This is a genomic window from Blastococcus sp. SYSU D00820 (assembly GCF_054050695.1).
This window is the reverse complement of sequence record NZ_JBJGZW010000011.1, coordinates 1-24,452: the sequence shown is the minus strand read 5'-3', so window position 1 is coordinate 24,452 and position 24,452 is coordinate 1. Positions and strand designations below refer to the sequence as shown.

25 protein-coding genes are annotated in these 24,452 nt (G+C 75.9%); 13 read left to right on the top strand and 12 right to left on the bottom strand.

Annotated elements, in window-relative coordinates; all coding sequences use genetic code 11:
- The first annotated feature begins 14 nt into the window (after positions 1-14).
- The 6 genes from ACI79R_RS13075 to ACI79R_RS13050 are packed head-to-tail and all read left to right on the top strand — an operon-like array spanning position 15 to position 5,902.
- Entirely contained in the window at positions 15-1,643 is a 1,629-nt protein-coding gene (locus ACI79R_RS13075) for an ABC transporter substrate-binding protein (RefSeq protein WP_456574062.1), read from the top strand.
- On the top strand, positions 1,640-2,653 hold the full coding sequence (locus ACI79R_RS13070) for an ABC transporter permease (protein WP_456574061.1): 1,014 nt from the start codon (positions 1,640-1,642) through the stop codon (positions 2,651-2,653). The genes ACI79R_RS13075 and ACI79R_RS13070 overlap by 4 nt, the downstream gene beginning before the upstream one ends.
- Complete coding sequence (locus ACI79R_RS13065) at positions 2,646-3,473, top strand: ABC transporter permease (protein ID WP_456574060.1); 828 nt, start codon at positions 2,646-2,648, stop codon at positions 3,471-3,473. The genes ACI79R_RS13070 and ACI79R_RS13065 overlap by 8 nt, the downstream gene beginning before the upstream one ends.
- Entirely contained in the window at positions 3,470-4,444 is a 975-nt protein-coding gene (locus ACI79R_RS13060; protein WP_456574059.1) for an ABC transporter ATP-binding protein, read from the top strand. Before ACI79R_RS13065 ends, ACI79R_RS13060 begins: the two co-directional genes overlap by 4 nt.
- Complete coding sequence (locus ACI79R_RS13055; RefSeq protein ID WP_456574058.1) at positions 4,438-5,136, top strand: ABC transporter ATP-binding protein; 699 nt, start codon at positions 4,438-4,440, stop codon at positions 5,134-5,136. Before ACI79R_RS13060 ends, ACI79R_RS13055 begins: the two co-directional genes overlap by 7 nt.
- A 19-nt stretch (positions 5,137-5,155) precedes the next feature.
- Complete coding sequence (locus tag ACI79R_RS13050) at positions 5,156-5,902, top strand: GNAT family N-acetyltransferase (protein WP_456574057.1); 747 nt, start codon at positions 5,156-5,158, stop codon at positions 5,900-5,902.
- Positions 5,903-5,932: 30 nt separating this feature from the next.
- Here ACI79R_RS13050 and ACI79R_RS13045 read toward each other — a convergent pair whose 3' ends face one another.
- The 4 genes from ACI79R_RS13045 to ACI79R_RS13030 are packed head-to-tail and all read right to left on the bottom strand — an operon-like array spanning position 5,933 to position 8,477.
- Complete coding sequence (locus ACI79R_RS13045; protein ID WP_456574056.1) at positions 5,933-6,427, bottom strand: Clp protease N-terminal domain-containing protein; 495 nt, start codon at positions 6,425-6,427, stop codon at positions 5,933-5,935.
- A gap of 13 nt (positions 6,428-6,440) precedes the next feature.
- The gene (locus ACI79R_RS13040; protein ID WP_456574055.1) at positions 6,441-6,668 is read right to left on the bottom strand and encodes an RNA polymerase subunit sigma-70; all 228 of its coding nucleotides are present in this window, start codon (positions 6,666-6,668) and stop codon (positions 6,441-6,443) included.
- A 50-nt stretch (positions 6,669-6,718) separates the two neighbouring features.
- Entirely contained in the window at positions 6,719-7,246 is a 528-nt protein-coding gene (locus tag ACI79R_RS13035; protein ID WP_456574054.1) for a DUF1003 domain-containing protein, read from the bottom strand.
- Positions 7,239-8,477: a magnesium transporter MgtE N-terminal domain-containing protein gene (locus tag ACI79R_RS13030; protein WP_456574053.1), complete on the bottom strand. Its 1,239-nt coding sequence runs from the start codon at positions 8,475-8,477 to the stop codon at positions 7,239-7,241. Before ACI79R_RS13030 ends, ACI79R_RS13035 begins: the two co-directional genes overlap by 8 nt.
- Positions 8,478-8,501: 24 nt before the next feature.
- Here ACI79R_RS13030 and ACI79R_RS13025 point away from each other — a divergent pair, with 24 nt between their 5' ends.
- From ACI79R_RS13025 to ACI79R_RS13015, 3 genes are all read left to right on the top strand, one after another.
- A complete protein-coding gene (locus ACI79R_RS13025) occupies positions 8,502-9,368 on the top strand; it encodes a PhzF family phenazine biosynthesis protein (protein ID WP_456574052.1) in 867 nt (288 codons plus the stop codon).
- Positions 9,369-9,374: 6 nt separating this feature from the next.
- Positions 9,375-10,304, top strand: coding sequence for a DMT family transporter (locus ACI79R_RS13020; RefSeq protein ID WP_456574051.1), 930 nt, complete (start codon positions 9,375-9,377; stop codon positions 10,302-10,304).
- A 161-nt stretch (positions 10,305-10,465) separates the two neighbouring features.
- On the top strand, positions 10,466-11,419 hold the full coding sequence (locus ACI79R_RS13015) for an HpcH/HpaI aldolase/citrate lyase family protein (protein WP_456574050.1): 954 nt from the start codon (positions 10,466-10,468) through the stop codon (positions 11,417-11,419).
- 80 nt (positions 11,420-11,499) lie between these two features.
- Here ACI79R_RS13015 and ACI79R_RS13010 read toward each other — a convergent pair whose 3' ends face one another.
- Complete coding sequence (locus ACI79R_RS13010; protein WP_456574049.1) at positions 11,500-11,910, bottom strand: DUF4190 domain-containing protein; 411 nt, start codon at positions 11,908-11,910, stop codon at positions 11,500-11,502.
- Positions 11,911-11,923: 13 nt separating this feature from the next.
- On the bottom strand, positions 11,924-12,604 hold the full coding sequence (locus tag ACI79R_RS13005; RefSeq protein WP_456574048.1) for a hypothetical protein: 681 nt from the start codon (positions 12,602-12,604) through the stop codon (positions 11,924-11,926).
- Between the two features lie 128 nt (positions 12,605-12,732).
- Between ACI79R_RS13005 and ACI79R_RS13000 the strand changes: the two genes are divergently transcribed.
- Positions 12,733-13,929: an acyl-CoA dehydrogenase family protein gene (locus ACI79R_RS13000; RefSeq protein WP_456574047.1), complete on the top strand. Its 1,197-nt coding sequence runs from the start codon at positions 12,733-12,735 to the stop codon at positions 13,927-13,929.
- 81 nt (positions 13,930-14,010) lie between these two features.
- On the opposite strand, the gene ACI79R_RS12995 is transcribed toward ACI79R_RS13000, so the two are convergent.
- The 5 genes from ACI79R_RS12995 to ACI79R_RS12975 all read right to left on the bottom strand — a co-directional run bounded on the left by ACI79R_RS12995 (position 14,011) and on the right by ACI79R_RS12975 (position 17,730).
- Positions 14,011-14,802: an ABC transporter permease gene (locus ACI79R_RS12995; protein WP_456574046.1), complete on the bottom strand. Its 792-nt coding sequence runs from the start codon at positions 14,800-14,802 to the stop codon at positions 14,011-14,013.
- Positions 14,799-15,743 carry an ATP-binding cassette domain-containing protein gene (locus tag ACI79R_RS12990; protein WP_456574045.1) on the bottom strand — a complete coding sequence of 315 codons (945 nt, stop codon included), beginning with the start codon at positions 15,741-15,743 and terminating at the stop codon, positions 14,799-14,801. The genes ACI79R_RS12995 and ACI79R_RS12990 overlap by 4 nt, the downstream gene beginning before the upstream one ends.
- A gap of 11 nt (positions 15,744-15,754) precedes the next feature.
- On the bottom strand, positions 15,755-16,546 hold the full coding sequence (locus ACI79R_RS12985) for a DUF4097 family beta strand repeat-containing protein (RefSeq protein WP_456574044.1): 792 nt from the start codon (positions 16,544-16,546) through the stop codon (positions 15,755-15,757).
- 93 nt (positions 16,547-16,639) lie between these two features.
- Positions 16,640-17,146: a toxin-antitoxin system HicB family antitoxin gene (locus ACI79R_RS12980; RefSeq protein WP_456574043.1), complete on the bottom strand. Its 507-nt coding sequence runs from the start codon at positions 17,144-17,146 to the stop codon at positions 16,640-16,642.
- Positions 17,147-17,334: 188 nt separating this feature from the next.
- Positions 17,335-17,730: a hypothetical protein gene (locus tag ACI79R_RS12975; RefSeq protein WP_456574042.1), complete on the bottom strand. Its 396-nt coding sequence runs from the start codon at positions 17,728-17,730 to the stop codon at positions 17,335-17,337.
- An 85-nt stretch (positions 17,731-17,815) separates the two neighbouring features.
- Between ACI79R_RS12975 and ACI79R_RS12970 the strand changes: the two genes are divergently transcribed.
- The 3 genes from ACI79R_RS12970 (at position 17,816) to ACI79R_RS12960 (ending at position 23,469) form a co-directional block, all read left to right on the top strand.
- Entirely contained in the window at positions 17,816-19,363 is a 1,548-nt protein-coding gene (locus ACI79R_RS12970) for an acetolactate synthase large subunit (protein ID WP_456574041.1), read from the top strand.
- 58 nt (positions 19,364-19,421) lie between these two features.
- Positions 19,422-20,636, top strand: coding sequence for a cytochrome P450 (locus tag ACI79R_RS12965; RefSeq protein ID WP_456574040.1), 1,215 nt, complete (start codon positions 19,422-19,424; stop codon positions 20,634-20,636).
- 181 nt (positions 20,637-20,817) lie between these two features.
- Positions 20,818-23,469, top strand: coding sequence for a putative bifunctional diguanylate cyclase/phosphodiesterase (locus tag ACI79R_RS12960; protein WP_456574039.1), 2,652 nt, complete (start codon positions 20,818-20,820; stop codon positions 23,467-23,469).
- A gap of 4 nt (positions 23,470-23,473) precedes the next feature.
- Here the strand turns inward: ACI79R_RS12960 and ACI79R_RS12955 are convergent, their stop codons facing one another.
- The gene (locus ACI79R_RS12955; protein WP_456574038.1) at positions 23,474-24,187 is read right to left on the bottom strand and encodes a hypothetical protein; all 714 of its coding nucleotides are present in this window, start codon (positions 24,185-24,187) and stop codon (positions 23,474-23,476) included.
- Positions 24,188-24,452 lie beyond the last annotated feature (265 nt).

The following is a 24,452-nucleotide window of genomic DNA, read 5'->3' as shown; positions in this document are numbered from 1 at the left end:
AAGGGGCTGGAGAGATGTCCATGCAGGTCCGGCGTCCGCGCGTCGTGCGATGGGTGCTCGCCCTGGCGGCCCTGCCCCTGGTGGCGAGCGGCTGCTCGGCGCCCGGCGGAGGCGACGGGGGCGGGTCGGCCGACCGCCGGCTGGTGCTGGCCGACGCCTACGAGCCGGAGCTGTTCAACCCGGTCGCCGGCCACGGTGAGACCGGCAGCTCCAAGGTCTACGACGGCCTGGTCCGGCTGGCCGGGGGAGCCGGCATCCCCGAGCTCGAACCGGCGCTGGCGGTGCAGCTCCCCGAGGCCGACGCGCAGGCGCGGGAGTGGACGGTGCGGCTGCGGGAGGGAGTGCGCTTCTCCGACGGCACGACGTTCGGCGCGGAGGACGTCGTCGCCACCTACGAGGCGGTGCTGGACCCGGCCTCCGCGTCGCCCATCGCCGGCAACTACTCGATGATCGACGGCGTCGAGGCCGTCGACGAGCACACCGTCGTCTTCCGGCTGGCCTACTCCTACGCCCCCTTCCCGACCAAGCTGCTGCTGGGCATCGCTCCCGCCGAGGCGCTCGCCACCCCCGGCCCGGCCGAGGAGTCCCCGCTCAACACCGAGCCGGTCGGCACCGGGCCGTACCTGCTCACCGAGCGGCGGGCCGACCGCGTCGTGTACACCGCCAACCCCGACCACTGGGACGGCGAGCCCGAGGTGCAGGAGCTGGTCGTCGTGCACGTGCCCGACGACAACACCCGGGCCCAGCGGATGTCCACCGGCGAGTTCGACGGGACGACGCTGCCGCCGCTGCTCGCCCAGACCCTCGACGGCCGCGAGGGCCTGACCGTGGTCGGGCACGACAGCGCCGACTACCGCTCCGTCTCCCTCCCCGCCGGCGACCCGGTCACCGCCGACCCGGCCGTGCGGCTGGCGCTGAACCACGCCGTCGACCGGGCGGCGATGGTCGAGTCGATCCTCGGCGGGCGGGGGAGCGAGGCGCACACGCCGGTGCCCGAGGTGTTCGGCGAGTACGTCGATCCCGGCGCGACCTTCGCGCACGACCCCGACCTGGCCGCCGAGCTGCTCGACGAGGCGGGGTGGGTGCCCGGCCCCGACGGCATCCGGGTCCGGGACGGGCTGCGGGCCCAGTTCACGCTCATGTACTTCCCCGAGGAGACGCTGCGCCGCGACCTGGCCCAGGCCTTCGCCTCCGACGCGCTCGCGGTCGGGGTGCAGGTCGACCTCGAGGCGGTCGACCGGCCGCAGTTCCGGCCGCGGATCCCGGTCGACGCCGGGCTGCTCGGCGGGGGCGACGTGCCCTTCGACCCCGACACGCAGCTCTACAACGCGCTGCACTCCCGCTTCACCGCCGAGGGCGTCGGCGGCCCGTTCGACAACCCGAGCGACTACACCGACCCCGCCGTCGACGCCGCGCTGGACGAGGCGCGGCGCAGCCTGGACCCCGCCGTCCGGGTGGCGGCCTACCAGCGGGTGCAGCGGGAGTTCGTGGCCGCGCCGCCGGCGGTGATGCTGGTGTTCCTCGAGCACGTCTACGTCATGCGCGACGGCGGCTGGACCGGCACCGAGCCGGTGCTGGAGCCGCACTCGCACGGGGTGGCCTGGGGCCCGTGGTGGAACCTGCAGGACTGGCGCCGGGAGTGACCGGCCCCGCCGCGGTCCGGCCGGTGCGGCGGGTCCGGTGGCGCGAGGCCGGGCGCATGGCCGCCCGCCGGCTGCTGTTCGTGCTGCCCGTGGTGGTGGCCGTCTCCGCCGGGGTGTTCGCCGTCGCGGCGGCGTCCCCGTTCGACCCGCTGGCCGGCTACCTCGGCGACCGGTACCTGACCGCCAGCCAGGAGGTGCAGGACCGGATCGCCCGGGAGCTGGGTGCCGACCGGCCCTGGTGGGTGCACTACGGCTGGTGGCTGGGCGAGCTGGTCACCGGCGACCTGGGCACCTCCCGGGCCTTCGGCCAGCCGGTGGCCGACGTGGTCGCCGAGCGGCTGCCGTGGACCCTGCTGCTGGTCGGCACCGCGCTGGTCGTGGCCGTCGTCCTGGCGCTCGTCCTCGGCACGTGGACGGCCTACCGGCGCGGCGGCCTGCTGGACCGCCTCGTCACCCCCTGCTGCCTGCTGCTGCAGGCGGTGCCCCCGTTCGTGGTCGCGCTCGGCGCGGTCGCCGTCCTCGGCCTGGGCCTGGCGTGGCTGCCGGTGGCCGGGCTGACCGACGCGGGCGCGGAGCTGTCGGTCGGCCAGGTCGCCCGGCACCTGGTGCTCCCGGCCCTGGTGCTGGCGCTGTCCCAGCTGCCGTGGCTGCTCCTCCACGTGCGCGAGGCGCTGCTGCGGGCGCTGGCCGAGGACCACGTGGTGGCCGCCCGCGCCCGCGGGCTGGCCGAGCGCACCGTCGTCCTCCGGCACGCCCTGCCCACCGCGCTGCTGCCGTTCGTCACCCTCCTCGGCGCCCGGCTGCCCGAGCTCGTCGTCGGCGCCGTGCTGGTCGAGGAGGTCTTCAGCTGGCCGGGGCTGGCCCAGGCGGTGGTCACCTCGGCGGTCGAGCTCGACTTCCCGCTGCTGGCGTTCCTGACGCTGGTGACCACGGTGGCGGTGCTGGTCGGCTCGCTGCTCGCCGACTGCGCCTACGTGTTGCTGGACCCGCGGGTGAGCGCCGATGGGTGAGCGCGACCGCCGGCTGCTCGCCGGGACGGCGCTGCTGGCCCTGCTCGTCGGCTACGCGGTGCTGGTGCCGTGGGTGGCCGGGGTCGACGACCGCGTCACCGACTTCGCCGCCGCCCGCCAGGCGCCCGCGGCCGGCGCCCTCTTCGGCACCGACTCCGCCGGGCGCGACCTCTTCGTGCGGACGGCGGCGGGGCTGCGGGTCTCGCTGCTGATCGCGCTGGTGTGCGCGGTGCTGTCGACGGTCATCGGCGCGGTGGTGGGCGCGCTGTCGGCGGTCGCCGGCGGCTGGGCGGACCGGCTGGTGATGCGGGTGGTCGACGCCCTCAACGCGGTGCCGCACCTGCTCCTGGGCATCGTGCTGGTCGCCCTCTTCCGCGGCAGCCTGGTGGCCGTCATGGCCTCGATCGCGCTCACGCACTGGACGCAGGTGGCGCGGATCGTGCGCGCCGAGGCGCTCTCGCTGCGCGACCGCGAGCACGTCGACGCCGCCGTCCTGGCCGGTGCGACCCGCGCGCAGGTGGTGCGCCGGCACCTGCTCCCCGCCGCGCTGCCGCAGGCGCTCGTGGCTGCCGTCCTGCTGCTGCCGCACGCCGTCTGGCACGAGTCGACCCTGAGCTTCCTGGGGCTCGGCCTGCCGCCGCACCGGGCGAGCCTGGGCACCCTGCTGGAGGAGGCGCGCAGCTCGCTGCTGCTCGGTGGGTGGTGGACGCTGGTGTTCCCCGCGCTGGCGCTGGTCCTGGCGACCCTGGCCGTGGCCGCGATCGGCGCCTCCCTGCGCGACCGCACCGCGCTGCCGCGGCGGGCGGAGGTGCGGGCATGAGCACCCCGGCGCTGGAGGTGGCGGACCTGACGGTGCGCTTCCGGCTCGACCGGCGGCAGGCCGCGGTGCACGCCGCCACCGACGTCTCGTTCGCGCTGCACCGGGGCCGGGTGCTGGCGCTCGTGGGGGAGAGCGGCTGCGGGAAGTCGGTGCTGGCCGCCGCGCTGCTCCGCCTGCTGCCGGGCAACGCGACGGTGACCGGCCGCGCGGTGCTGGCGCCGGGCGGCGGGGGCGCGGCACCGCTGGACCTGCTGGCCGCCGGCGACCGCGTCCTGCGGCGGAGTGTCCGCGGACGGCGCGTCGCGCTGGTGCCGCAGTCGGCCGCGACCGCGCTGACCCCGGTGCGGACGGCGCGGGCCCAGCTGGAGGAGACCGTCGCCGAGCTGGCCCCGGGGGCCGATCGCCGGCGGCACGCGGAGGAGCTGGCCCGCCGGGTCGGCCTGGACCCGGCCGATCTCGACCGCTTTCCGCACGAGCTGTCGGGTGGGATGGCCCAGCGGGTCGCGGTCGCCCTCGCGCTGGCGGGGGAGCCGGAGGTGGTGCTCGCCGACGAGCCCACGGCCGGGCTGGACGCCCCGCTGGTCGACCGCACCCTCGCCCTGCTGCGCCAGGTGGCCGACAGCGGCTGCGCCGTCCTGCTGATCACCCACGACCTGGGGGCGCTGCTGCGGAACCCGGACGTCGCCGACGACCTGGCGGTCATGTACGCCGGCCGGCTCCTGGAGACCGGCCCGGCCGGGCCGGTGCTCGACGCCCCGGCCCACGACTACACGCGCGACCTGCTCCGGGCGCTGCCCGCCGGCGGGCTGGTCCCGATCCCCGGCGCTCCGCCCGAGCTGACCGACCTCCCCGACGGCTGCGCCTACCACCGGCGCCGGCCGGAGGCCGGGCCGTGCGACGGCGGGCTCGTGCTGCACGGGTCGGGGGCGCGCCGCGCCCGCTGCCGGGAGCCGGAGCCGGTCCCGTGCTGACCGCCGAGGGGATCGAGGTCGGCTACCGGCCCGGGCAGCCGGTGCTCACCGGGGTCTCGCTCCGCGTGGCCCCCGGCGAGGTGGTGGGCCTCGCCGGCCCCAGCGGCTGCGGCAAGTCGACGCTGGCCCGGGTGGTCGCCCTCCTGCTCGCCCCGTGGCGCGGGGTGGTCACCGTCGACGGCACCGCCGCGCCCGGCGTCCGGTACGCCGTCCCGGCGCCGCTGCGGACGGCGGTCGGGATGGTCTTCCAGTCGCCCCGCCGGTCGGTCGACCCGCGGCTGCGGCTGGCCGACGTCCTCGCCGAACCGCTCCTCGTCGGGGGCCATCCGCTGTCCGGACGGCGGTCGGCGGCGGCGCGCCGCGAGCGCACCGCCGCCGTGGCCGAGCGGGTCGGGCTGACGGCGGACCTGCTGCGGCGGCGCCCGCACGAGGTCAGCGACGGGCAGCTCCAGCGCGCCTGCCTGGGCCGCGCGCTGCTGCAGGAGCCGCGCTACCTGGTGTGCGACGAGATGACCGCGATGCTCGACGCGTCGACGGCGGCGGCGCTGGTGGCGGTGGTGCGCGCCGAGGTCGACGCCGGCCGGCTGGGCGTGCTGGCGATCAGCCACGACGAGGAGCTGCTCGCCGCGTGGGCCGACCGCCGGGTCGACGCCCGCGACCGGAGCGCCGGCGTCCCCGGCCCCATCCGCTGACCGCGGCTACGGTGCCCCGGTGGACGACCTGGCCGGCATCCGCCGCGCGATCGACGCCGTCGACGAGGAGCTCGTGGCGGTGCTCGCCCGCCGGGAACGGCTGGTCCGCGCGGCCGGCCGGCTCAAGACCGACGCCGCCGCGGTGCGCGCGCCGGGCCGGGTCGAGGAGGTGGTCGCGCGGGCCCGCGCAACCGCCGAGCGGGCCGGGGCCAGCCCGGCCGTGGTCGAGCGGGTGTACCGGGCGATGGTGGCGGCCTTCGTCGACCTCGAGCTGGCCGCCACCGGTCACGCCGACGGGGTCGTCGTCCGCCGGGCGGCCGACGCCGACGCCGGGGAGGTGCTGACGCTGCAGCGGGCGGCCTTCGTGACCGAGGCGCAGGTGTACGGCGATCCGCACCTCCCGGCGCTCACCGAGACCCTCGAGGAGCTGCGGGAGGTGCTCGCCCGGGACGTCGTGCTGGTCGCCGTCCGCGGGGCCCGCGTGGTCGGGGCGGTGCGCGGCCGGGTGACCGGCGACGAGCTGGCGGTGGGCCGGCTGACCGTCGTCCCGGACTGCCGGGGGCAGGGCATCGGCACCGCGCTGATGCGGGCGGTCGAGTCGGCCGCGGGGCCCGGGGTGCGCCGCGCCGTCCTGTTCACCGGCGCCCGCAGCGAGGGCAACCTGCGCCTGTACCGGGGGCTCGGCTACGTCGAGCAGCGGCGGGAGCGGGTCTCCGCGGCGCTGGAGTTCGTGCACCTGGCCAAGGAGCTGGGCACCCCGGGCTGAGCCGGCCGGGACGGTGCAGGGGGACGGCGGTCAGCCGAGCCCGGCCTCCGCCCGCGCCGCGGCCCGCAGCTCCGCCCGGTCGACGCCGAGCGCCGCCAGGGCCCGGGGCACGGTGCCGCGTTCCAGGTCGCAGGCCGCCACGACGACGTGCGCGCCCCGCAGCCGGGCCGGCCGCACCGACTTCGACAGCGCGACGGCGGCCTGGAAGACCTGCTGGGCCTGCGGTGTCGCGGACAGCACGCCGGTCGCCGGCGCCCGCAGCGCACCGCCCGCGGAGCCGCCGTCCAGGCCGATCCCGGCCAGCGCGTCCTGGTGCGCCGCCTCGACCGCGGCGCGCAGCCGAGCGGGATCCACGCCCACCCGGGCGAGCGCGCGCGTTGCGGTGCCATCGGGCAGCGCCGTCGCCGCCAGCAGCAGGTGCTCGGGGCCGTGCCGCTCCTCGCCGGCGGCCCGGCCCTCGGCCTCGGCGGCGGTGAGCAGCGCCTTGACGGTCCGGACGTCGCGCAGCGCGTCGAGAAGTCCCACGGTTTCCTCCTGGTCAGTGCCCGCGCCGTGCGCGGACCTCGGGGGCGAACTTCTTGTGGGCGGCCTGCGCGCTGATGCCGAGGGCCTCGCCGACCTGCGCCCACGTCCAGCCCTGGTCGACGGCCGCGGTCACCGCGTCGAGCTCCAGCCGGCCGGCGAGCCGGCGGAGCGCGACGACGGCGGCCAGGGCCGCCTCGGGGTCGTCCGGGGAGGGCAGGGGGTGCGCGTCCACCACGCCCATCAACCTAGGTTGATAGCGCCGATCCGTCAACTCCGGTTGATGGAGGCCCGTCAGGCCGAGCTGTCCCGCGCCTTCTTCTTGCTCTTCTTCTCGCGCTTCTCGCCGTCCTCGGCGTCGTCGCCCACCAGCCGGGTGAGCTCGCTGCGCAGGAAGTCGCGGGTGGCCAGCTCGCCGACGGCCACGCGCAGCGCGGCCAGCTCCCGGGCCACGTACTCGGTGTCGGCGCGGGTCTGCGCGGCGCGGGCGCGGTCCTCCTCGGCCTGTACCCGGTCGCGGTCGGCCTGCCGGTTCTGCGCCAGCAGGATCAGCGGCGCGGCGTAGGCGGCCTGGGTGGAGAAGGCCAGGTTGAGCAGGATGAACGGATAGGGGTCCCACTGCAGGCGGACGGCGGCCACGTTCAGCGTGATCCAGACGACGACGATGATCGTCTGCACGGCGAGGAACCGGCCGGTGCCGAGGAAGCGGGCGATGCCCTCGGCGAACCGGCCGACCGCGTCGGGGTCCAGCCGCAGCAGGGTGCCGAGGCCCCGTGACTGCCCCCGCGGGACGTCGAGGCGGCGGCCGGAGGACTCAGCCACGCCGGGCCCGCTCGCGCCAGTCCTCGGGCAGCAGGTGGTCGAGCACGTCGTCGACGCTGACCGCGCCGACCAGCCGGCCCTGCGCGTCGACCACCGGCGCCGCCACCAGGTTGTAGGTGGCGAAGTAGTGGGTCACCTCGGCCAGGGGCGTCTCGGGCCGCAGCGGCTCGAGGTCGTCGAGGACGCCGCTGACCAGGCCGGACGGCGGCTCGCGGAGCAGCCGCTGGATGTGCGCCAGCCCCAGGTAGCGCCCGGTCGGGGTGGCCGACGGTGGGCGGCACACGTACACCTGGCTGGCCAGCGCCGGGGTCAGCTCGGGCTCCCGCACGCGGGCCAGCGCCTCGGCGATGGTGGCATCGGGCGTGAGGATCACCGGCTCGCTGGTCATCATCCCGCCGGCGGTGTCCTCGGAGTACTGCAGCAGCTGGCGCACCGGCTCGGCCTCGTCGGGCTCCATGAGCTCCAGCAGCCGGTTGCGGTCGACGTTGGACAGCTCCGACAGCAGGTCCGCGGCGTCGTCGGGGTCCATCTCCTCGAGGATGTCGGCGGCGCGCGCCTCCGACAGCGTGCCCAGGATGGTGATCTGCTCGGCCTCGGGCAGCTCGCCGAGCACGTCGGCCAGCCGGGCGTCGTCGAGCGCCTCGGCCACCTCGTGCCGCCGCTTGATCGGCAGGTCCTGCAGGGCGTGCGCGAGGTCGGCGGCGTTGAGCTCGCGGTAGGTGGCGATCAGCGTCTCGGTGCCCTGGCCGGTCTCGGGCAGCGCCAGCCCGGCCACCTCGTCCCAGGCCAGCTGGTGCAGCTGCCCGCGGCGGCCGAGCCGGCCGGGTTCCTGGACGGCGAGGCGGGTGAGCTGCCAGTCGCCGGTGCGGGTCTGCTCCACGGCCGCGTCGACGACACTGGCCGGCCGGCCGGACTCGACGATGCGGACCGAGCGGTCCAGCAGCTCGCCCAGCACGAGGGTCTCGCCGCGACGCTGCTCGAAGCGCTTGAGGTTGATCGTGCCGGAGGAGAGCACCACGGCGCCGGGGTCGACGGAGGTCACCCGGCCCATCGGCACGAAGATCCGCCGGCGGGCGACCACCTCGACCACCAGCCCCAGCACGCGCGGGCAGGCGGTGCCCACCCGCAGCGCGACGACGACGTCGCGCAGCTTGCCCACCCGGTCGCCGTTGGGGTCGAAGACGGGCAGCCCGGCCAGCCGGGAGACGTATGCCCGGGTCACCGTCGTCACGGACGCCGAGGCTACCGTCGTGCCGTGAGCGCGCTGGACTACGAGATCGTCGACGTGTTCGCCCCTCGCGCGTTCGCCGGGAACCCGCTGGCCGTCGTCCTGGACGCCGGGGACCTCAGCACCGAGCAGTGCCAGGCGCTGGCCAACGAGTTCCACCTGTCGGAGACGTCGTTCCTGAGCGCGCCCACCGCCGGGTCGGGGGCCGACTACCGGGTGCGGATCTTCACCCCGTACACCGAGCTGCCCTTCGCCGGGCACCCCAGCGTCGGCGCGGCGGCGACCCTCGTCCGCACCGGCCGGCTGGCCGCCGGCACGCTGCGCCAGGAGTGCGGGGCCGGCGTGCTCGACGTCGTCACCGACGCCGACGGCGCCCGGCTGTCCGGCGGCCGCCCCACGCTCGAGGACGGGCCCGACCCGGCGGCGCTGGCCGCCGCGATGGGGCTGTCGGCGGCCGACCTCGCCGGTCTCCCGGCGCACGTGGCCGGCGTCGGCCTGCCGTTCACCTTCCTGGCCGTGCGGCGCGAGGTGGTCGACGCCGCCCGCCCCGACGCGGCCGCGCTCGGCGCGCTGGGCGTGGCGCACGGGGTCTCGGTGCTGGCGTGGGACGGCGGCACCGCCACCGCGTACGCCCGCGTGTTCGCCGAGGGCCTGGCGTGGGGGGAGGACCCCGCGACCGGCTCGGCGGCGCTGGCCACCGGGGTCTGGCTGACCGCGACCGGCCTGGCGCCCGCCGACGGGACGGCGTCCTACACGGTGCGGCAGGGCGAGGCGATGGGCCGGCCGTCGGTGCTGGCCTGCACCGTGTCGGCGAGCGGCGGGCAGGTGACCGCGACGACCGTGCAGGGCGCCGTCGTCCCGATCGCGGCCGGTCGCATCCGCATCCCGGACTAGCCGCCGGTGTCCACCTCGACCTCGGCGGCGTCGGCCTGGGCGATCTCGCGGCCGGGCGGCCGGGACGTCGTCTTCATGGCGATCGCCGTCCTCGGCGTCTCGATGTCGGGGCCGTTGACCGCGCTGGTCGCCGCGCCCTTCCTGGCCATCGCGTTCTGGCGCAACGCGGCGGGCGCCGCGCTGCTGCTGCCGGTGCTGCTCGGCCGCGAGCGGTCGGCGCTGGCCGGGCTCCGGCTGCGCGACCTGCGCAGCTCCGCGGTGGCGGGGGCCTTCCTCGCCGGGCACTTCGCCGCCTGGCTGCCGAGCCTGTCGATGACGACGGTCGCCGCGTCGACCGCGCTGGTGACCACCACGCCGATCTGGACGGCGCTGGTGGCACGGCTGTCGGGCGTGCGGCTCAGCGGGGCGACCTGGGCGGGGCTGGCGCTGGCCGTCGCCGGCGCGGCGCTGATCGCCGGGGTCGACGTGACGGTCAGCCTGAGGGCGCTGGCCGGCGACGGGCTGGCCCTGCTGGGGGCGATCGGTGCCGGGGGCTACGTGCTGGCCGGGGCGCGGGCACGCGAGCGGCTGTCCACCTCGGCCTACGCCGTCGTCTGCTACTCGGTCTGCGCGGCGCTGCTGGCGGTCGCCGCGGTGGTCGCCGGCGTGCCGCTGGGAGGTTTCTCGGCCCGCGACTGGTGGCTCATCGCGGCGATCACGGTGTGCGCGCAGATCCTCGGGCACACGATGCTCAACCTGGTGCTGTCGCGGGTCGGCCCGACGATGGTCAGCCTCGTCGTGCTGCTGGAGGTGCCGGGCGCCCTGCTGGTCGCGCTGGTGCTGCTGCAGCAGGCGCCGCCGCTGCTGGCGCTGCCCGGCATGGCCGCCGTCGTCGTCGGCGTGGCCCTGGTCGTGCGGGCCAGCCGGCCGACCACCCTGGTGGAGGCGGCGACCTAGAAGGACCCCGTCCTTCCCACCCTTCGCACGCTCGGCGCGGTGCCCTGGACGGGGCCGCACGAGCGACCACCTGGTGAGGGTGATCACGCGGCAGCGCGGCCGACCGGCGGCGTCGCTACTCTCCGGTAACAACCCGACCGACATCGCACAGCGGAGGCACCGTGGCCGAGCTCCGATCCCGTCGTTCCAACCTGGCCGTCCCGGGCAGCAACCCGCGCTTCCTCGAGAAGGCCAAGGGCCTGGGCGCCGACCAGGTGTTCCTGGACCTGGAGGACGCCTGCGCGCCGCTGGCCAAGCCCGGCGCCCGCAAGAACATCGTCGCCGCGCTCAACGAGGGTGGCTGGGGCGACAAGATCCGTACGGTCCGCGTGAACGACTGGACGACGGAGTGGACGTTCCAGGACGTGCTCGAGGTCGTCGGCGGCGCCGGCGCGAACCTCGACTGCATCATGCTGCCGAAGGTCGCCGACGCCGCCCAGGTGCAGGCGCTGGACATGCTGCTGACCCAGATCGAGAAGGCCAACGGCCTGGAGGTCGGCCGGATCGGCATCGAGGCGCAGATCGAGACGGCGCAGGGCCTGATCAACGTCAACTCGATCGCCTTCGCCAGCCCGCGGATCGAGACGATCATCTTCGGCCCGGCCGACTTCATGGCCAGCATCAACATGAAGTCGCTGGTGGTCGGCGCCCTGCACCCGGACTACGCCGGCGACCCGTTCCACTACATCCTCATGCAGATCCTCATGGCCGCCCGCGCCCGCGGCGTGCAGGCCATCGACGGGCCGTTCCTGCAGGTGCGCGACGTGGAGGCCTTCAAGGAGGTCGCCAAGCGCTCGGCGGTGCTCGGCTTCGACGGCAAGTGGGTGCTGCACCCCGGCCAGGTCGACGCGGCCAACGAGATCTACTCGCCGTCGCAGGAGGACTACGACCACGCCGAGCTGATCCTCGACGCCTACGAGTGGGCCACCTCCGAGGCCGGCGGCAAGAAGGGCTCGGCGATGCTGGGCGACGAGATGATCGACGAGGCCAGCCGCAAGATGGCCCTGGTCATCGCCGGCAAGGGCCGGGCGGCGGGCATGCAGCGCACCTCGTCGTTCACCCCGCCGGAGCAGTGAGAGAGGACCCTGCAGGGTGGCCCGACGGCCCCCTGCAGGGTCCCGCCGCGAGCCCGCGAGCGGTTGGGGGAGGGGGTCCTTCAGGGGCCGAAGCTGATCGACGCGGCGGCGACGACGAAGAAGGTCAGCCCCAGCACGAACAGCGCCGTGCCGATGCCGCCGACGATCATCCCGGCCAGCGCCAGGCCCTCGCCCTCCTCCCCGGTCTCCTTGATCTGCCGGCGCGCGACGATGCCGAGCACCAGGCCGACCGGCGCGAAGACGAAGGCGAGCACCAGCGCGAGGATCGCCGTGGTGTTGGTCGGGCGGCTCAGGTACACCGGCGTAAAGCCGGGCGGCACGCCGTAGCCCGGCGGGACGCCGTACCCCGGAGGCGGGTACCCCGGCGGGGGGCCGTAGCCGGGCGGCGGGCCGTACCCCGGCGGGGGAGGGGCGTAGCCGGGCGGGCCGTGGACCGGCGGATCGCCCCGGTAGAACTCGTCGCTGCTCATGCCGTCCTTCCGCTCACTGGCCGACCGCCGCCGCCGGGAGGGCGGCCAGCCGGGTGGCGATGGCCTGGGCGGCCGCTGCGCCGGTGGCAGGATCCTCCGCGATCAGCACCGAGACCACGGCGCCACGCCCCTGCGCGATGACCTCCTGGGTGACGCCTCCGCCGAGCTCGTACAGCACGACGACCGGCGTGCCCACCAGCCCGTCGACCGGCGGGGGCGGCAGGAAGGTGCGGTCGGCGGCCGGGCAGGTGGCGAAGGCGGTGCGCAGCTCCTCGAGCGCCGCCGTCCCGGAGGCGGCCGAGTCGTAGGCGATCGACTCCGAGACCACGGTGGCGGTACCGGCCGGGTCCAGGCCGACGACGGGGTGCTTGGCGGTGCGCGCGCCCTCGGTGGTGAAGGTCAGCCCGCAGATGCCGGCCAGGCTCGGGTTGTCCGACAGGTCGCCGTCCGGCACCGGGTTGGCCTGGATCGACCAGCCCGGCGGCAGGTCCGCGGCCCGCAGCGCGACGGCCAGCGCGCCCTCGTCGGGGGTGGTGGCCGCGGCCGGGTCGGCGGCGGCCGCCGCGGACGCCTCGGCCTGGGCCGGCTCGGGCTCGTCGGTGCCGGCGGCGCGGGACCCGCCGTCGCCTCCGCCGCAGCCGGCCAGGACCAGGACGGCGGCGGTCAGCAGGATCGGCAGGCGGCGGGGGCTCACCGGCGCGACGCTAGACGGTGCGCCCGGCGACCGGCCCCGCGGCGTGACCGGGGACACGGCGGCGGGATCGGCCCCGTGGCCCATACTCGCGGGTAACAACGGACACCGGAGTCCCGGAGGAGTGACCGATGGCCCGTCTGGCGCAGACCGCCGACCTCACCGACGTCCAGCAGGAGATCCTGGCGACGGTGCGTTCCTTCGTCGACAAGGAGATCATCCCGAACGCCCAGGAGCTGGAGCACGCCGACGCCTATCCGCAGGAGATCGTCGACGGGCTCAAGGAGCTCGGCATCTTCGGGCTGATGATCCCCGAGGAGTACGGCGGCCTCGGCGAGAGCCTGCTGACCTACGCGCTGGCGGTCGAGGAGATCGCGCGCGGCTGGATGAGCGTCTCCGGGGTGATCAACACCCACTTCATCGTCGCCTACATGCTCCGCCAGCACGGCACTCCGGAGCAGAAGGAGCGGCTGCTGCCGCGCATGGCCACCGGTGAGGTGCGCGGCGCGTTCTCGATGTCCGAGCCGGGTCTGGGCTCCGACGTCGCCGGCATCCGCACCCGGGCCGTGCGCGACGGCGACGGGTACGTCATCGACGGCCAGAAGATGTGGCTGACCAACGGTGGCTCCTCGACCCTGGTGGCCGCGCTGGTGCGCACCGACGAGGGCGCGGAGAAGGCGCACCAGAACCTCACCACCTTCCTGGTGGAGAAGCCGGCCGGCTTCGGCGAGGTGGCGCCCGGGCTCACCATCCCCGGGAAGATCGACAAGATGGGCTACAAGGGCGTGGACACCACCGAGCTGGTGTTCGACGGCTTCCGGATCGACGCCGACGCCGTCCTGGGCGGCCGGACCGGGCGCGGCTTCGCCCAGATGATGGACGGCGTCGAGGTGGGCCGGGTCAACGTCGCCGCGCGCGGCTGCGGCATCGCCATCCGCGCCTTCGAGCTGGCCATCGAGTACGCCCAGCAGCGGGAGACCTTCGGCAAGCCGATCGCCGAGCACCAGGCGATCGCGTTCAAGCTGGCCGAGATGGCGACCAAGGTCGAGGCCGCGCACGCGATGATGGTCCGCGCCGCCCGGCTCAAGGACGCCGGCCAGCGCAACGACGTCGAGGCCGGCATGGCCAAGCTGCTGGCCAGCGAGTACGCCGCCGAGGTCACCCAGGACAGCTTCCGCATCCACGGCGGCTACGGGTACTCCAAGGAGTACGAGATCGAGCGGCTCATGCGCGAGGCGCCGTTCCTGCTCATCGGCGAGGGCACCAGCGAGATCCAGAAGACGATCATCAGCCGCGGCCTCCTCAAGGAGTACCGCGCCAAGCGCTGAGGAAGGACCCCCTGCCCCCACCACTCGCACGCTCGCGGCGGGCCCCTGCAGGGGGCCACGGTGGGGCAGGGGGTCCGCTCATCAGCGGGCCGGACGGCGCTCGTAGGTGCGCCGCGCCCACAGCCAGCCGACGACGGCGAAGCCGACGCACCACGCCATCGCCACGACCGCGCTGCTGCCGATCGCGGTGCCGGTGAGCAGCCCGCGGAGGGTCTCGATGACCGGCGTGAAGGGCTGGTGCTCGGCGAACCAGCGCAGCCCGGCCGGCATCGAGTCGGTGGGAACGAAGCCGCTGCCGAAGAAGGGCAGCAGGAGCAACGGCATCGGCAGGTTGCTCGCCGACTCGACGCTCTTCGCGGCCAGGCCCATGGCGACCGACAGCCACGACAGCGCGAAGCTGACCAGGGCGAGGAAGCCGGTCGCGGCCAGCCACTCGACCACCCCGGCGTCGGGGCGGAACCCGATCAGCACCGCCACGCCGAGCACCAGCGCCAGGCCGATGAGGGTCTGCACCACCGCGCCGCCGACGTGGCCGGCGAGCACCGCGGCCCGCGCGATGGACATGGTGCGGAACCGGTTGATGATGCCCTCGGTCATGTCCATGGCGATCGAGATGGCGGTGCCCTGGGCGGCCGCCGCGATCGCCAGCACCAGCAGGCCCGGGGTCAGGTACTCGGCGTACTCCGCCCGGCCGCCCGAGGGCCCGCCGAGGCCGGCGCCCAGCGTGCCGCCGAAGACGTAGACGAACAGCAGCAGGAAGACGATCGGCATCCCGGCGACGACCACGGTGAGCGCGGGGTAGCGGACGGCGTGCCGCAGGTTGCGCCGCAGCATGGTCGCCGAGTCGGCGAGCGTGTAGGTGAGGGTGGTCATGGCGTGGGCACCTCCGCGTCGGTGGGGTGGCCGGTCAGGGCCAGGAAGACGTCGTCCAGGTCGGGCTGCTGCACGGTCAGGTCGGCGACGTCGACCGCGGCCGCGTCCAGGCGGGCCAGCACCTCCCGCAGCGCAGCGACGCTGCCGTCGCCGGGCACGTCGAGCGCCAGCGCGTCGGGATCGGCGGTGGCGCCGGGGAAGAGGCGGGCGGCGTCGTCCAGCGCCTGCCGGCCGGAGAACTGCAGCCGCACCGAGCCGCCGGGCACCAGCCGCTTGAGCTCGCCGGCGGTGCCCTCGGCGACCAGCCGGCCGCCGTCGAGGACGCCGATCCGGTCGGCGAGCTGGTCGGCCTCCTCCAGGTACTGCGTGGTCAGCAGCACCGTGACGCCGTCGGCGACCAGCCCGCGGACGACGTCCCACACCGCCCGGCGGCTGCGCGGGTCCAGGCCGGTGGTCGGCTCGTCGAGGAAGACGATCCGCGGATCGCCCATCAGCCCCATGGCGAGGTCGAGCTTGCGGCGCATGCCGCCGGAGTAGGTCTTGGGGCTGGTGGCCGCGGCCCCGACCAGGTCGAAGCGCTCGAGCAGGTCCGCGGCGCGGGCCCGGCCGGTGCGGTGGTCCAGGTGCAGCAGGTCGGCCACCAGCCGGAGGTTCTCGCTGCCGGTCAGCAGGTCGTCGACGGCGGTGGACTGGCCGGTGACCGCGATGGCCGCGCGGACGGCGTCCGGCTCGCGGGCGACGTCGTGCCCGGCCACCTGCACCTCGCCGGCGTCGGCGGGGGTCAGCGTGGACAGGATGTCGACGGTGGTGGTCTTGCCCGAGCCGTTGGGGCCGAGCAGCGCGTAGACCGAGCCGGTGGGCACGGTGAGGTCCAGGCCGTCGAGCACGACGTTCGGGCCGAAGCCCTTGCGCAGGCCCGTGACGCTGATGGCGGATGTCATGGCAGGTCCTCTCAGGCCCGGCGGATGAGGATGTCGCCGTACGAGGTGCGGGCGTGGATCTCGACGGTCTCGTCGGCCCCCTCGGGCCCGTCGGCCTCGGTGAGCAGGTTGCGCAGCCGGCCGGTGCCGGTGGAGACGTCGAGCCAGGCGGCCGTCCCCTCGCGCACCCCCGCCTCGACCTCGCCGTAGGCGGTCTCGAGGACCAGGGAGCCGCGGACGGCCTCGCCGACGCGCACCTGGCCGTACTTGGTGGTGCCGGTCAGCGACGCCAGCGCGCGGTCGACGGTCACGTCGCCGTAGCCGGTCTCCAGCCGGGCCGGGCCGGCGGTCTCGCCCACCCGGACGTCGCCGTAGGAGGTGGTGACGTCGGCCTCGCCCGCCACCGCGGCGGCCGAGATGCTCCCGCTGGAGCTCCGGGCGCGCAGGCTCGCGGCCTGGTCGAGGCGGACGCCCCCGTGCTTGCACTCCAGGTCGGCGGCGCCCAGCCGGCCGGTGCAGGTGATGTCGCCGGCGGTCGTGCGGACGTCGAGCGAGGACCCCGCGGGGAGGACGACGTCGACCTCGACCTCGGGGCCGGCCCCGAAGAAGAGCAGGCGGGGCCGGCTGGTCGACCGGACGAGCAGCTCGCCGTCGGCGAAGGTCACCTGGGCCTGCTGGGCGGCGGCGACGTCGGCGCCGCTGGCCGGGTTGCGCGGCCGGACCGTCACGGTGGTGTCGTGCCGGTCGTCGGCACGGACCTGCACGGCTCCGTGGACGACCTCGATGCGGGCCCGGATGGGCCCGGGGGTGTCGAACGTGGGCATGGCTGCGCCCTCCTCGGGGCAGGGGCGATCGCCCCCGGACCGGTCGGCCGGGGTCGGCGGTACGAGGTGCGAGGTGCGGGGTGCCGGCCGGCGCTAGCGCGCCCAGCCGGTGTAGTCGGAGCCGTAGGCGCGACGGCCGCGCCGCGCCGTCGACGACGGGGAGCCGGGCTCGAGCGCGGTGGCGACGGCCCGGACCAGCCAGGTGTTCACCGAGACGCCGAGGCGGGTGGCCGCCTCGTCGACGCGGGCCTTGAGCTGCTCGGGCAGCCGCAGGGTGATGCGGAGGGTCTCGCCCTCCTCGACCTCCGGAGCCGGCTCGGCCGCGGCCGGTGCCGGCGGCTCGGCTGCCTCCGGCGCCGGCGGGTGGGTGACGGCGAAGCCGAGGTCGCCGCCGCGGAGCCGGACGTCGACGGTGCCGGGCGCCAGCTGGCCGGTGATCTCCTCGGCCGCCTGGGACAGCGCGCTGAGCAGGGCCAGCCGCACCGACGCCTCGAGCGGCGCGGTGAGCCGCTCGGCGAGGGCGCGGGCCTCGTCGCCACCCGCCTCGGCCGCGGTGAGGAGGTCGCGGCGGAGCTGTTCGACGAAGGGGCTCAGGTCCATGACGCCATAATGACACCACGATGACGTCACATGCAAGCGTCATGACGCCACGGGTGGTGTCACGGCGTCGATGCGGCAGGGTCGGCGGGGTGGGACGCCGCGGCTGGGTGAGCGCCGCCACCGCGGACGGGCGGTGGGGTCCGCGGCCGGCCCGTGCTGACCGTCCAGCGGTCAGGCCTTGCCGTCGGTCAGCCCCGGCGGGCGGCCATGGGCAGCCAGACGGCCAGGCCCATGAGCAGCATGGCCAGCGGCACGTGGACGACGATCGGCGTGCCCTCGCCGGCCCGGCCGAGGAAGTACTCGGCGACCAGCAGCACCAGCAGGAGCACCGTGCCGACGACCACCGGCGTCCGGTGCCGCATCCACACGACGGCGGCGACCGCGGCCAGCAGGGCCAGCACGATGGTGGCCTCGGCGCCGTGCTGGTGCACGTTCACCCAGGTGCCGTAGTCCGCGCCGCTCAGGAACAGTCCGGCCCACAGGCCCTGCAGCAGCACGCCGAGCGAGGTGAGGCCGACCAGGGCGCTGAAGGCGGGGTGGGGCCGGCGGACGTCGGTGGCGGGGCTGGCGGCGGGAGTGGACATGGCTCCTTCTCTCGGTCGGGACGGGTCGCCGCCGAGTCTGCCGGACCGGTCGCCGGGGGCCGCGGTGCGTGCGAGGGTCGCCAGGGTGAACGGTGCACAGGCGCTCATCCGCACGCTGGTCTCCGCCGGGGTCGACGTCTGCTTCGCCAATCCCGGCACGTCGGAGATGCACTTCGTCGCGGCGCTGGACGACGTCCCGGAGATGCGCGGCGTCCTCACCCTCTTCGAGGGGGTGGCCACCGGCGCCGCCGACGGGTACGCCCGGATGGCCGGCCGCCCGGCGGCCACGCTGCTGCACCTGGGCCCGGGCCTGGGCAACGGCCTGGCCAACCTGCACAACGCCCGCCGCGGCCGGGCGCCGCTGGTCAACGTCGTCGGCGACCACGCGCGCTCGCACAAGCGGCTGGACGCGCCGCTGGAGAGCGACATCGACGCCCTCGCCGGCACCGTCTCCGCGTGGGTGCGCCGCTCGCTGACGCCCGAGGACGTCGCCGCGGACGCCGCCGACGCGGTGGCCGCGGCCACCCGGGGCGGGGTCGCCACGCTCGTGCTGCCGGCCGACGTCTCGTGGTCCGAGGGCGCCGAGCCGGCCGGTCCGCCGGCGCCGCACTCCCGGCCGGTGGCGCCCCAGGAGCGGGTGGCCGAGGTCGCGGCGGTGCTCGACGACGGCGAGCCGGCGGTGCTCTTCGTCGGCGGGGACGTCGCCGCGTCGGAGGAGGGGCTGGTGCTGGCCTCGGCGATCGCCACGGCCACCGGCGCCCGGCTGATGGCGGAGGTGCTGCCCGCCCGGCTGGTGCGCGGCGCGGGGCTGCCCGACGTCCCCCGGCTGCCGTATCCGCCGGAGCTGGCCGCCGGCGCGCTCGCCGGCACCCGCCGGCTGGTGCTCGCCGGCGCGCTGTCGCCGGTGGACTTCTTCGGCTATCCGGGGGAGCCGGGCACGCCCGTGCCGGCCGACTGCACGGTGCACGTGCTGTCCGAGCCGGGGGAGGACGGCGTCGCGGCGCTGCGGGCGCTGGCGGCCCGGGCCGCTCCGGAGGGCCGGCCGGTGCTGCTGGAGGCCTCGCGGCCGGAGATCCCGGACGGCCCGCTCACCCCGCGCGCGCTGGCGGCGGTCGTCGGCGCGCTGCTGCCCGAGCGCGCGATCGTCGTCGACGAGGCGCTGACCTCCGGAGTCGGGCTGGCCGAGCTGACCTCGGGGGCGCCGCAGCATGATTGGCTGTGCCTGACCGGCGGCGCGATCGGCGACGGGCTGCCCATGGCCATCGGTGCCGCGGTGGCCTGCCCGGACCGGCCGGTGATCGGCATCCAGGCCGACGGCAGCGCGATGTACACGATCTCGGCGCTGTGGACCCAGGCCCGCGAGCAGCTCGACATCACCACGATCGTCTGCGACAACGGCGCCTACGCGATCCTGCAGGGGGAACTGTCGCGGGTCGGGGCGGACGGCGGTGGCCAGCGGGCGGCGAAGCTGCTCGACCTCGGCGGCCCGGCGCTGGACTTCGTCGCGATCGCCACCGGCATGGGGGTGCCGGCCACGCGCGCGACGACGCCGGCCGAGCTGGCCGACCAGCTGCGCCGGGCGCTGGCCGAGCCGGGTCCGCACCTGGTCGATGCGGTGCTGACCTCCGGGTGAGCCTTGTGACCGAGCGAGCGCTTGGTTAACGTCCCGCCCAGATCCCCGGGAGGGCGCGATGAGCGACGACGACGTCTACTACGACCCCTTCGACGCCAGGACGCTGGCCGATCCGGTGGCGGCCCACCGCCAGCTGCGGGAACGCTGTCCGGTGCACCACCACCCGGGCTTCGGCGAGCGGGGCTTCTACACGCTGTCCCGGCACGACGACGTCCGCGAGTTCTACCGGGACTGGGAGCTGTGGTCCTCCGAGTGGGGCCAGGCGCCGATCTACGTCAAGGAGGGCGGGCTCAAGTCCGACCCGCCGGAGCACACGATCTACCGCAAGCCCGTCGTCGAGGCGTTCTCCGCCCGTCGCACCGCCGCGATGGAGCCGCTGGTGACGGCGGCGGTCGACGAGCTGCTCGACGCGATCGAGCCGGCGCCCGACGGCTCCTTCGACCTGGGCCGGGCGCTCGCCGTTCCGCTGCCGATGATCGTGATCTGCCAGGTGCTGGGCATCCCGGTCGAGGACCGCGACCTCTTCACCGAGTGGTGCAACGCGTTCATGGCCGCGCAGAACGTCGGCGACGCCGCCGTCCAGGGGGCCGCGCGGGCGAAGATCGACGCCTACATGACCGGGGTGCTCGCGGACCGGCGCGCGCAGCTGGCCGCCGAGGAGGCCGGCGGCCCGCCCGCGGCCGACGACATGCTGAACTCGCTGATCCGGGCCGAGCACGACGGCGAGCGGTTCACCGACGAGCAGCTGCTGCCGCTGCTGCTCCTGCTGCTGGTCGGCGGCTCGGAGACCAGCACCTCGCTGATCACCAGCCTGGTCATGCGGCTGCTGGAGCACGGGCTGTGGGAGCGGGTGCGCGACGACCGCCGGCTGGTCGAGGTGGCGATCGAGGAGACGCTGCGCTTCGACCCGCCGGTAATGGGCGTGTTCCGCACCAACACCCGGCCGGTGACGATGCACGGGGTGACCATCCCCGAGCAGTCCAAGGTGCACGGGCTGTACGCCTCGGCCAACCGCGACGCCGCGGTCTGGGACGACTCCGACTCCTTCCGGCTCGACCGCGACGTCACCCACCTGCGTCGCACCCACCTCTCCTTCGGCGTCGGCCAGTACCTCTGCCCGGCCGCGGCGCTGGCGCGGATGGAGGCCCGGATCTCGCTGGAGCGGCTGCTCGACCGGTTCCCGCGGCTGGTGCTGACCGGCGTCCCGGAGCGCACCGAGTCGTTCATGATGTGGGGCCACAAGACGTTGCCGGTCGGTACCGCTCCGCGATGAGGGGCGGTCGGCACACCACTGCCCGCGCGTCCTCGTGCTCTGCCCCCGGGTGTGGGCAGAGCACGAGCGTGCCGGGGACCTGACCTCACCCGGGGGGATGAGCAGGCGGCCGGCCGCTCCAGGGCCCGGCGGGTCGGGCCGATGCGCTCGTGGGGAGGGTCCCCGCGAGCGGAGGTGCGGTGTGCTCCAGGCGAGGTCCGGCAGCGGCAGGTGGCGCGCTGCCGCCGGCTGGCCGGCGCTGCTCGTCGTCGCCCTGACCACCCACGCCCTGGCCCATGGCACCACCCCGGCGCAGCTGCTGTACCTCGGCGTCGACGCGGCTGCGGTGTCCTGGGCGTGGTGGGGGGCCTCGCACGGCCGCGACCGGGCCGGTGCGGGGCTGATCGCGCTCGGGGTCTCCCTGTCGGCCCTCGGCGACCTCATCTGGCAGGTGTTCGCCTGGACCAGCGGCGTGCCGGACGTCTCGGTCGCCGACCTCGCCTACCTCGGCGGCTACGTCGCGCTCGCCGCCGGTCTGTGGCGCATGGCCGATGCCGGCCGCGTACCGCTGGCCGAGGCCGCCGAGGGATGGATCGACGCGCTGGTCGTCTTCGTCGCCGTCCTCTGCCTCGTCTGGCAGTGGTCGGTCGCGGCGACGATGAGCGACGGGTCCCTCCCGTGGCTCACGCGGGCCACCTGGGCCCTGTACCCCGCGCTGGACGCCGTCCTGATCGGCCTGGTGTTCCGTCTGGTGACCGCGCAGTCGCGGACCCTGCGCACCCGGCTGGCCGTCGTCGGGGGTGCCGGCTGCTGGCTGGCCTCCGACCTCACCTACCTCCTGGCCGCCGACGCCGAGGCGACCTCCGCGCTGCTCGACACCGGCTGGCTGCTCGGCGCCCTGATGATGGCCTGGTCGTGCCAGCCGTCTGCCGGGCACGCGGCACGCGACCGCGACCGCGACCGGGGTGGCCGGGTGGCCTTCGGCCTGAGCCGGCTGGCCGTCTGCCTCGGCGCCCTGCTGGTGCCCCCGGGCATCGAGCTCTCCCTCGACGTGGCCGGCGAGGAGGACGCGTCGTCGGTGACCTTCGCCGGCACCTTCCTACTGGTCGTCCTCGTCTTCGTGCGCGCCGCGCTGCTGCTCCGCGGCGAGGCTGTGGCCCGCGGCCAGGTGCTGGCCCAGCAGCGCTACAGCGCCGCGCTGGCCGCGCACTCCGCCGACGCGGTGGTCGTCGTCAGCCGGGACGGCCGGCTGCTCAGCGACCCCTCGGCGGTGCCGACGCTCGCGGGTGTCGGAGTCGGCACGGAGGTGGCCGCCGGCGACCTCGTGCAGATGACGGGGGTCGACCCCACCGAGGCCCACGCCGCCTTCCGCCGGGCGCTGCAGGCCCGCGGCGCGGTGGTCGACGTGGAGCTGCGCTGCACCGTCGCCGGGGAGGAGGGCTGGATCGGGGCCCGGCTGGTCGACCTGGGCGACGATCCGGACGTGCGCGGCGTCGTCGTCCACGTCATCGACATCACCGACCGCAAGCGGGCCGAGATGGCCCTCGCCCACCAGGCCTTCCACGACGTGCTGACCGGACTGGCCAACCGCGCGCTGTTCGCCGACCGCGTCGACCAGGCGCTGCGCCGTGGCGCCCGCGGCAGCGGGACGGCGGCCGTCGTCTTCATCGACCTCGACGGCTTCAAGGCCGTCAACGACACGCTGGGCCACGCCGCCGGCGACGCGCTGCTGCGCGAGGTGGCCGCGCGGCTGACCTCGGCGGTGCGCGCGGACGACACCGTCGCGCGGCTGGGCGGCGACGAGTTCGCCGTCCTCGTCGAGCAGTCGGGGGAGGGATCGGAGGAGGCCGAGGCCACCGCGGCGCGGGTGCTCGAGGTGCTCGCCCGGCCGATCGCCCTGGACCGGCAGGCGGTGACCGTGTCCGGCAGCGTCGGCATCGCCGTCGGCCGGCCGGGCGCGACCGCCGACTCGCTCGTGGGCGACGCCGACATCGCGATGTACGCCGCCAAGATGGCCGGTCGCGGCCGCGCGGTGGTGTTCGACCCGGGCATGCGCGCGGCGGCGGTCGCGGCGCGCGAGCTGGAGCAGGAGCTGCAGGGCGCGCTGACAGCCGGGGAGTTCCGGCTGGTCTACCAGCCGGTCGTCGCCCTGGACGACGGCCGGGTGACCGGCTTCGAGGCGCTGCTGCGCTGGCAGTCGGCCGCGCTGGGGGACGTCGAGCCGGAGCGCTTCGTGCCGGTGGCCGAGGCCTCGGGGCTGATCGAGGAGATCGGCGCCTGGGTGCTGAGCGAGGCCTGCGCGACGGCCGCCGCCTGGCGGGCCGAGCACGCGGCGGACCTGACGATGGCGGTGAACGTCTCGGCGGTGCAGCTGGCCGGGCCGCACCTGGTCGGACAGGTCACCGCGGCGCTGGCCGAGCACGGGCTGCCGGCGTCGGCCCTGGTGCTCGAGGTGACCGAGACGGCACTGTGCAGCGACCCGGAGCGGGCGACCCGGTGCCTGACGGCGCTGCGGGCGCTCGGCGTGCGGGTGGCGCTGGACGACTTCGGCACCGGCTACTCGTCGCTGGCCCACCTGCGCCAGTTCACCGTGGACGTGCTCAAGATCGACCGCTCGTTCGTCGCGGCCATCGAGGGAGACAGCGAGCTGCCGTCGATCCTGCGCGGGGTCATCGACCTGGGCCGGACGCTCGGGCTGGAGATCCTCGCCGAGGGCATCGAGACCGAGGGCCAGCTGGCGCTGCTGCGGCGCGGTCGCTGCGACCTGGGGCAGGGCTACCTGTTCGCCCGGCCGCTGGAGAGCGCCGACGCCGAGCTCATGCTGCTCGGCGAGGGCGCGCGCACCGGCGCCTGAGGGCTCAGCTGCCGGTCGGCGGCCGCTCCTGCGGGAGCGGCGGGCGCGGTGGCAGGCGCACCTCGCGGGTGGCGCCGGGGGAGGCGTCGGCAGGGTCGGCGTGTCGGCCGGGGTCGGCATGTCTGCCGGGGGAGCCCTGGGTCCAGGAGAGGGTGACCGGCTGCTGCTGTGCCGGCTGCTGAGGTGCCGGCTGCTGTTCAGGTGACCACTGCGGGGCCGGCGGGGCGTAGTGCTGCGGCGGCTGCTGCTGCCACTCGGGCGGCGACTGCTGCTGCCAGGCCGGCTGCTGCTGGTGCTGGGGCTGCTGCCACTGGGGCTGGCCCTGCTGCGGTTGCTGCTGCCAGCTCGGCTGCGCGGCCTGCTCGTGCTGCGGCTGCCCGTACTCCTGCTGCCGCCCGTACTGCTGCGGCGCGCCGGCCGGCTGGGCCGTCGTCCCGCCGGCCTTCCTGGCCTTCGAGGCCTGGACGCGCCGCCAGATGTAGAAGCCGATCAGCGCGAGGCCGAGCAGGGCGAGGCCGCGGCCGAGCCAGATGAGGTCGCCCGAGGCGTCCTGCTCCTGGCCGATGAGCGTCAGGAAGCCGTGCCAGATGCTCTCCGCGCCGCGGCCGCGGCTGGAGGACGACGTCGGCTCGTAGTCGACGGCGGCGACCGCGCAGCCGCCGACGATGGCGACCACCGCCAGAACGCCGATGATCTTCGTGGTCCGGTCCGGCTTCATGCCCCACCTCGTCCGTCGTGCCGAGGTCGCACACGGTAGCCCGCTGAGGCCGGGCTCCGGCTCCTCGCGCGCGTCGAGGGCGCGGGCGCCGCCACGTCCGCGCACCGTCCGGGGACACGGACGCGCGCGGGGAGTCCGCTCTGCCGCGGTGGGGGGGGGGGGGGGGGGGGGGGGGGGGGGGGGGGGGGGGGGGGGGGGGGGGGGGGGGGGGGGGGGGGGGGGGGGGGGGGGGGGGGGGGGGGGGGGGGGGGGGGGGGGGGGGGGG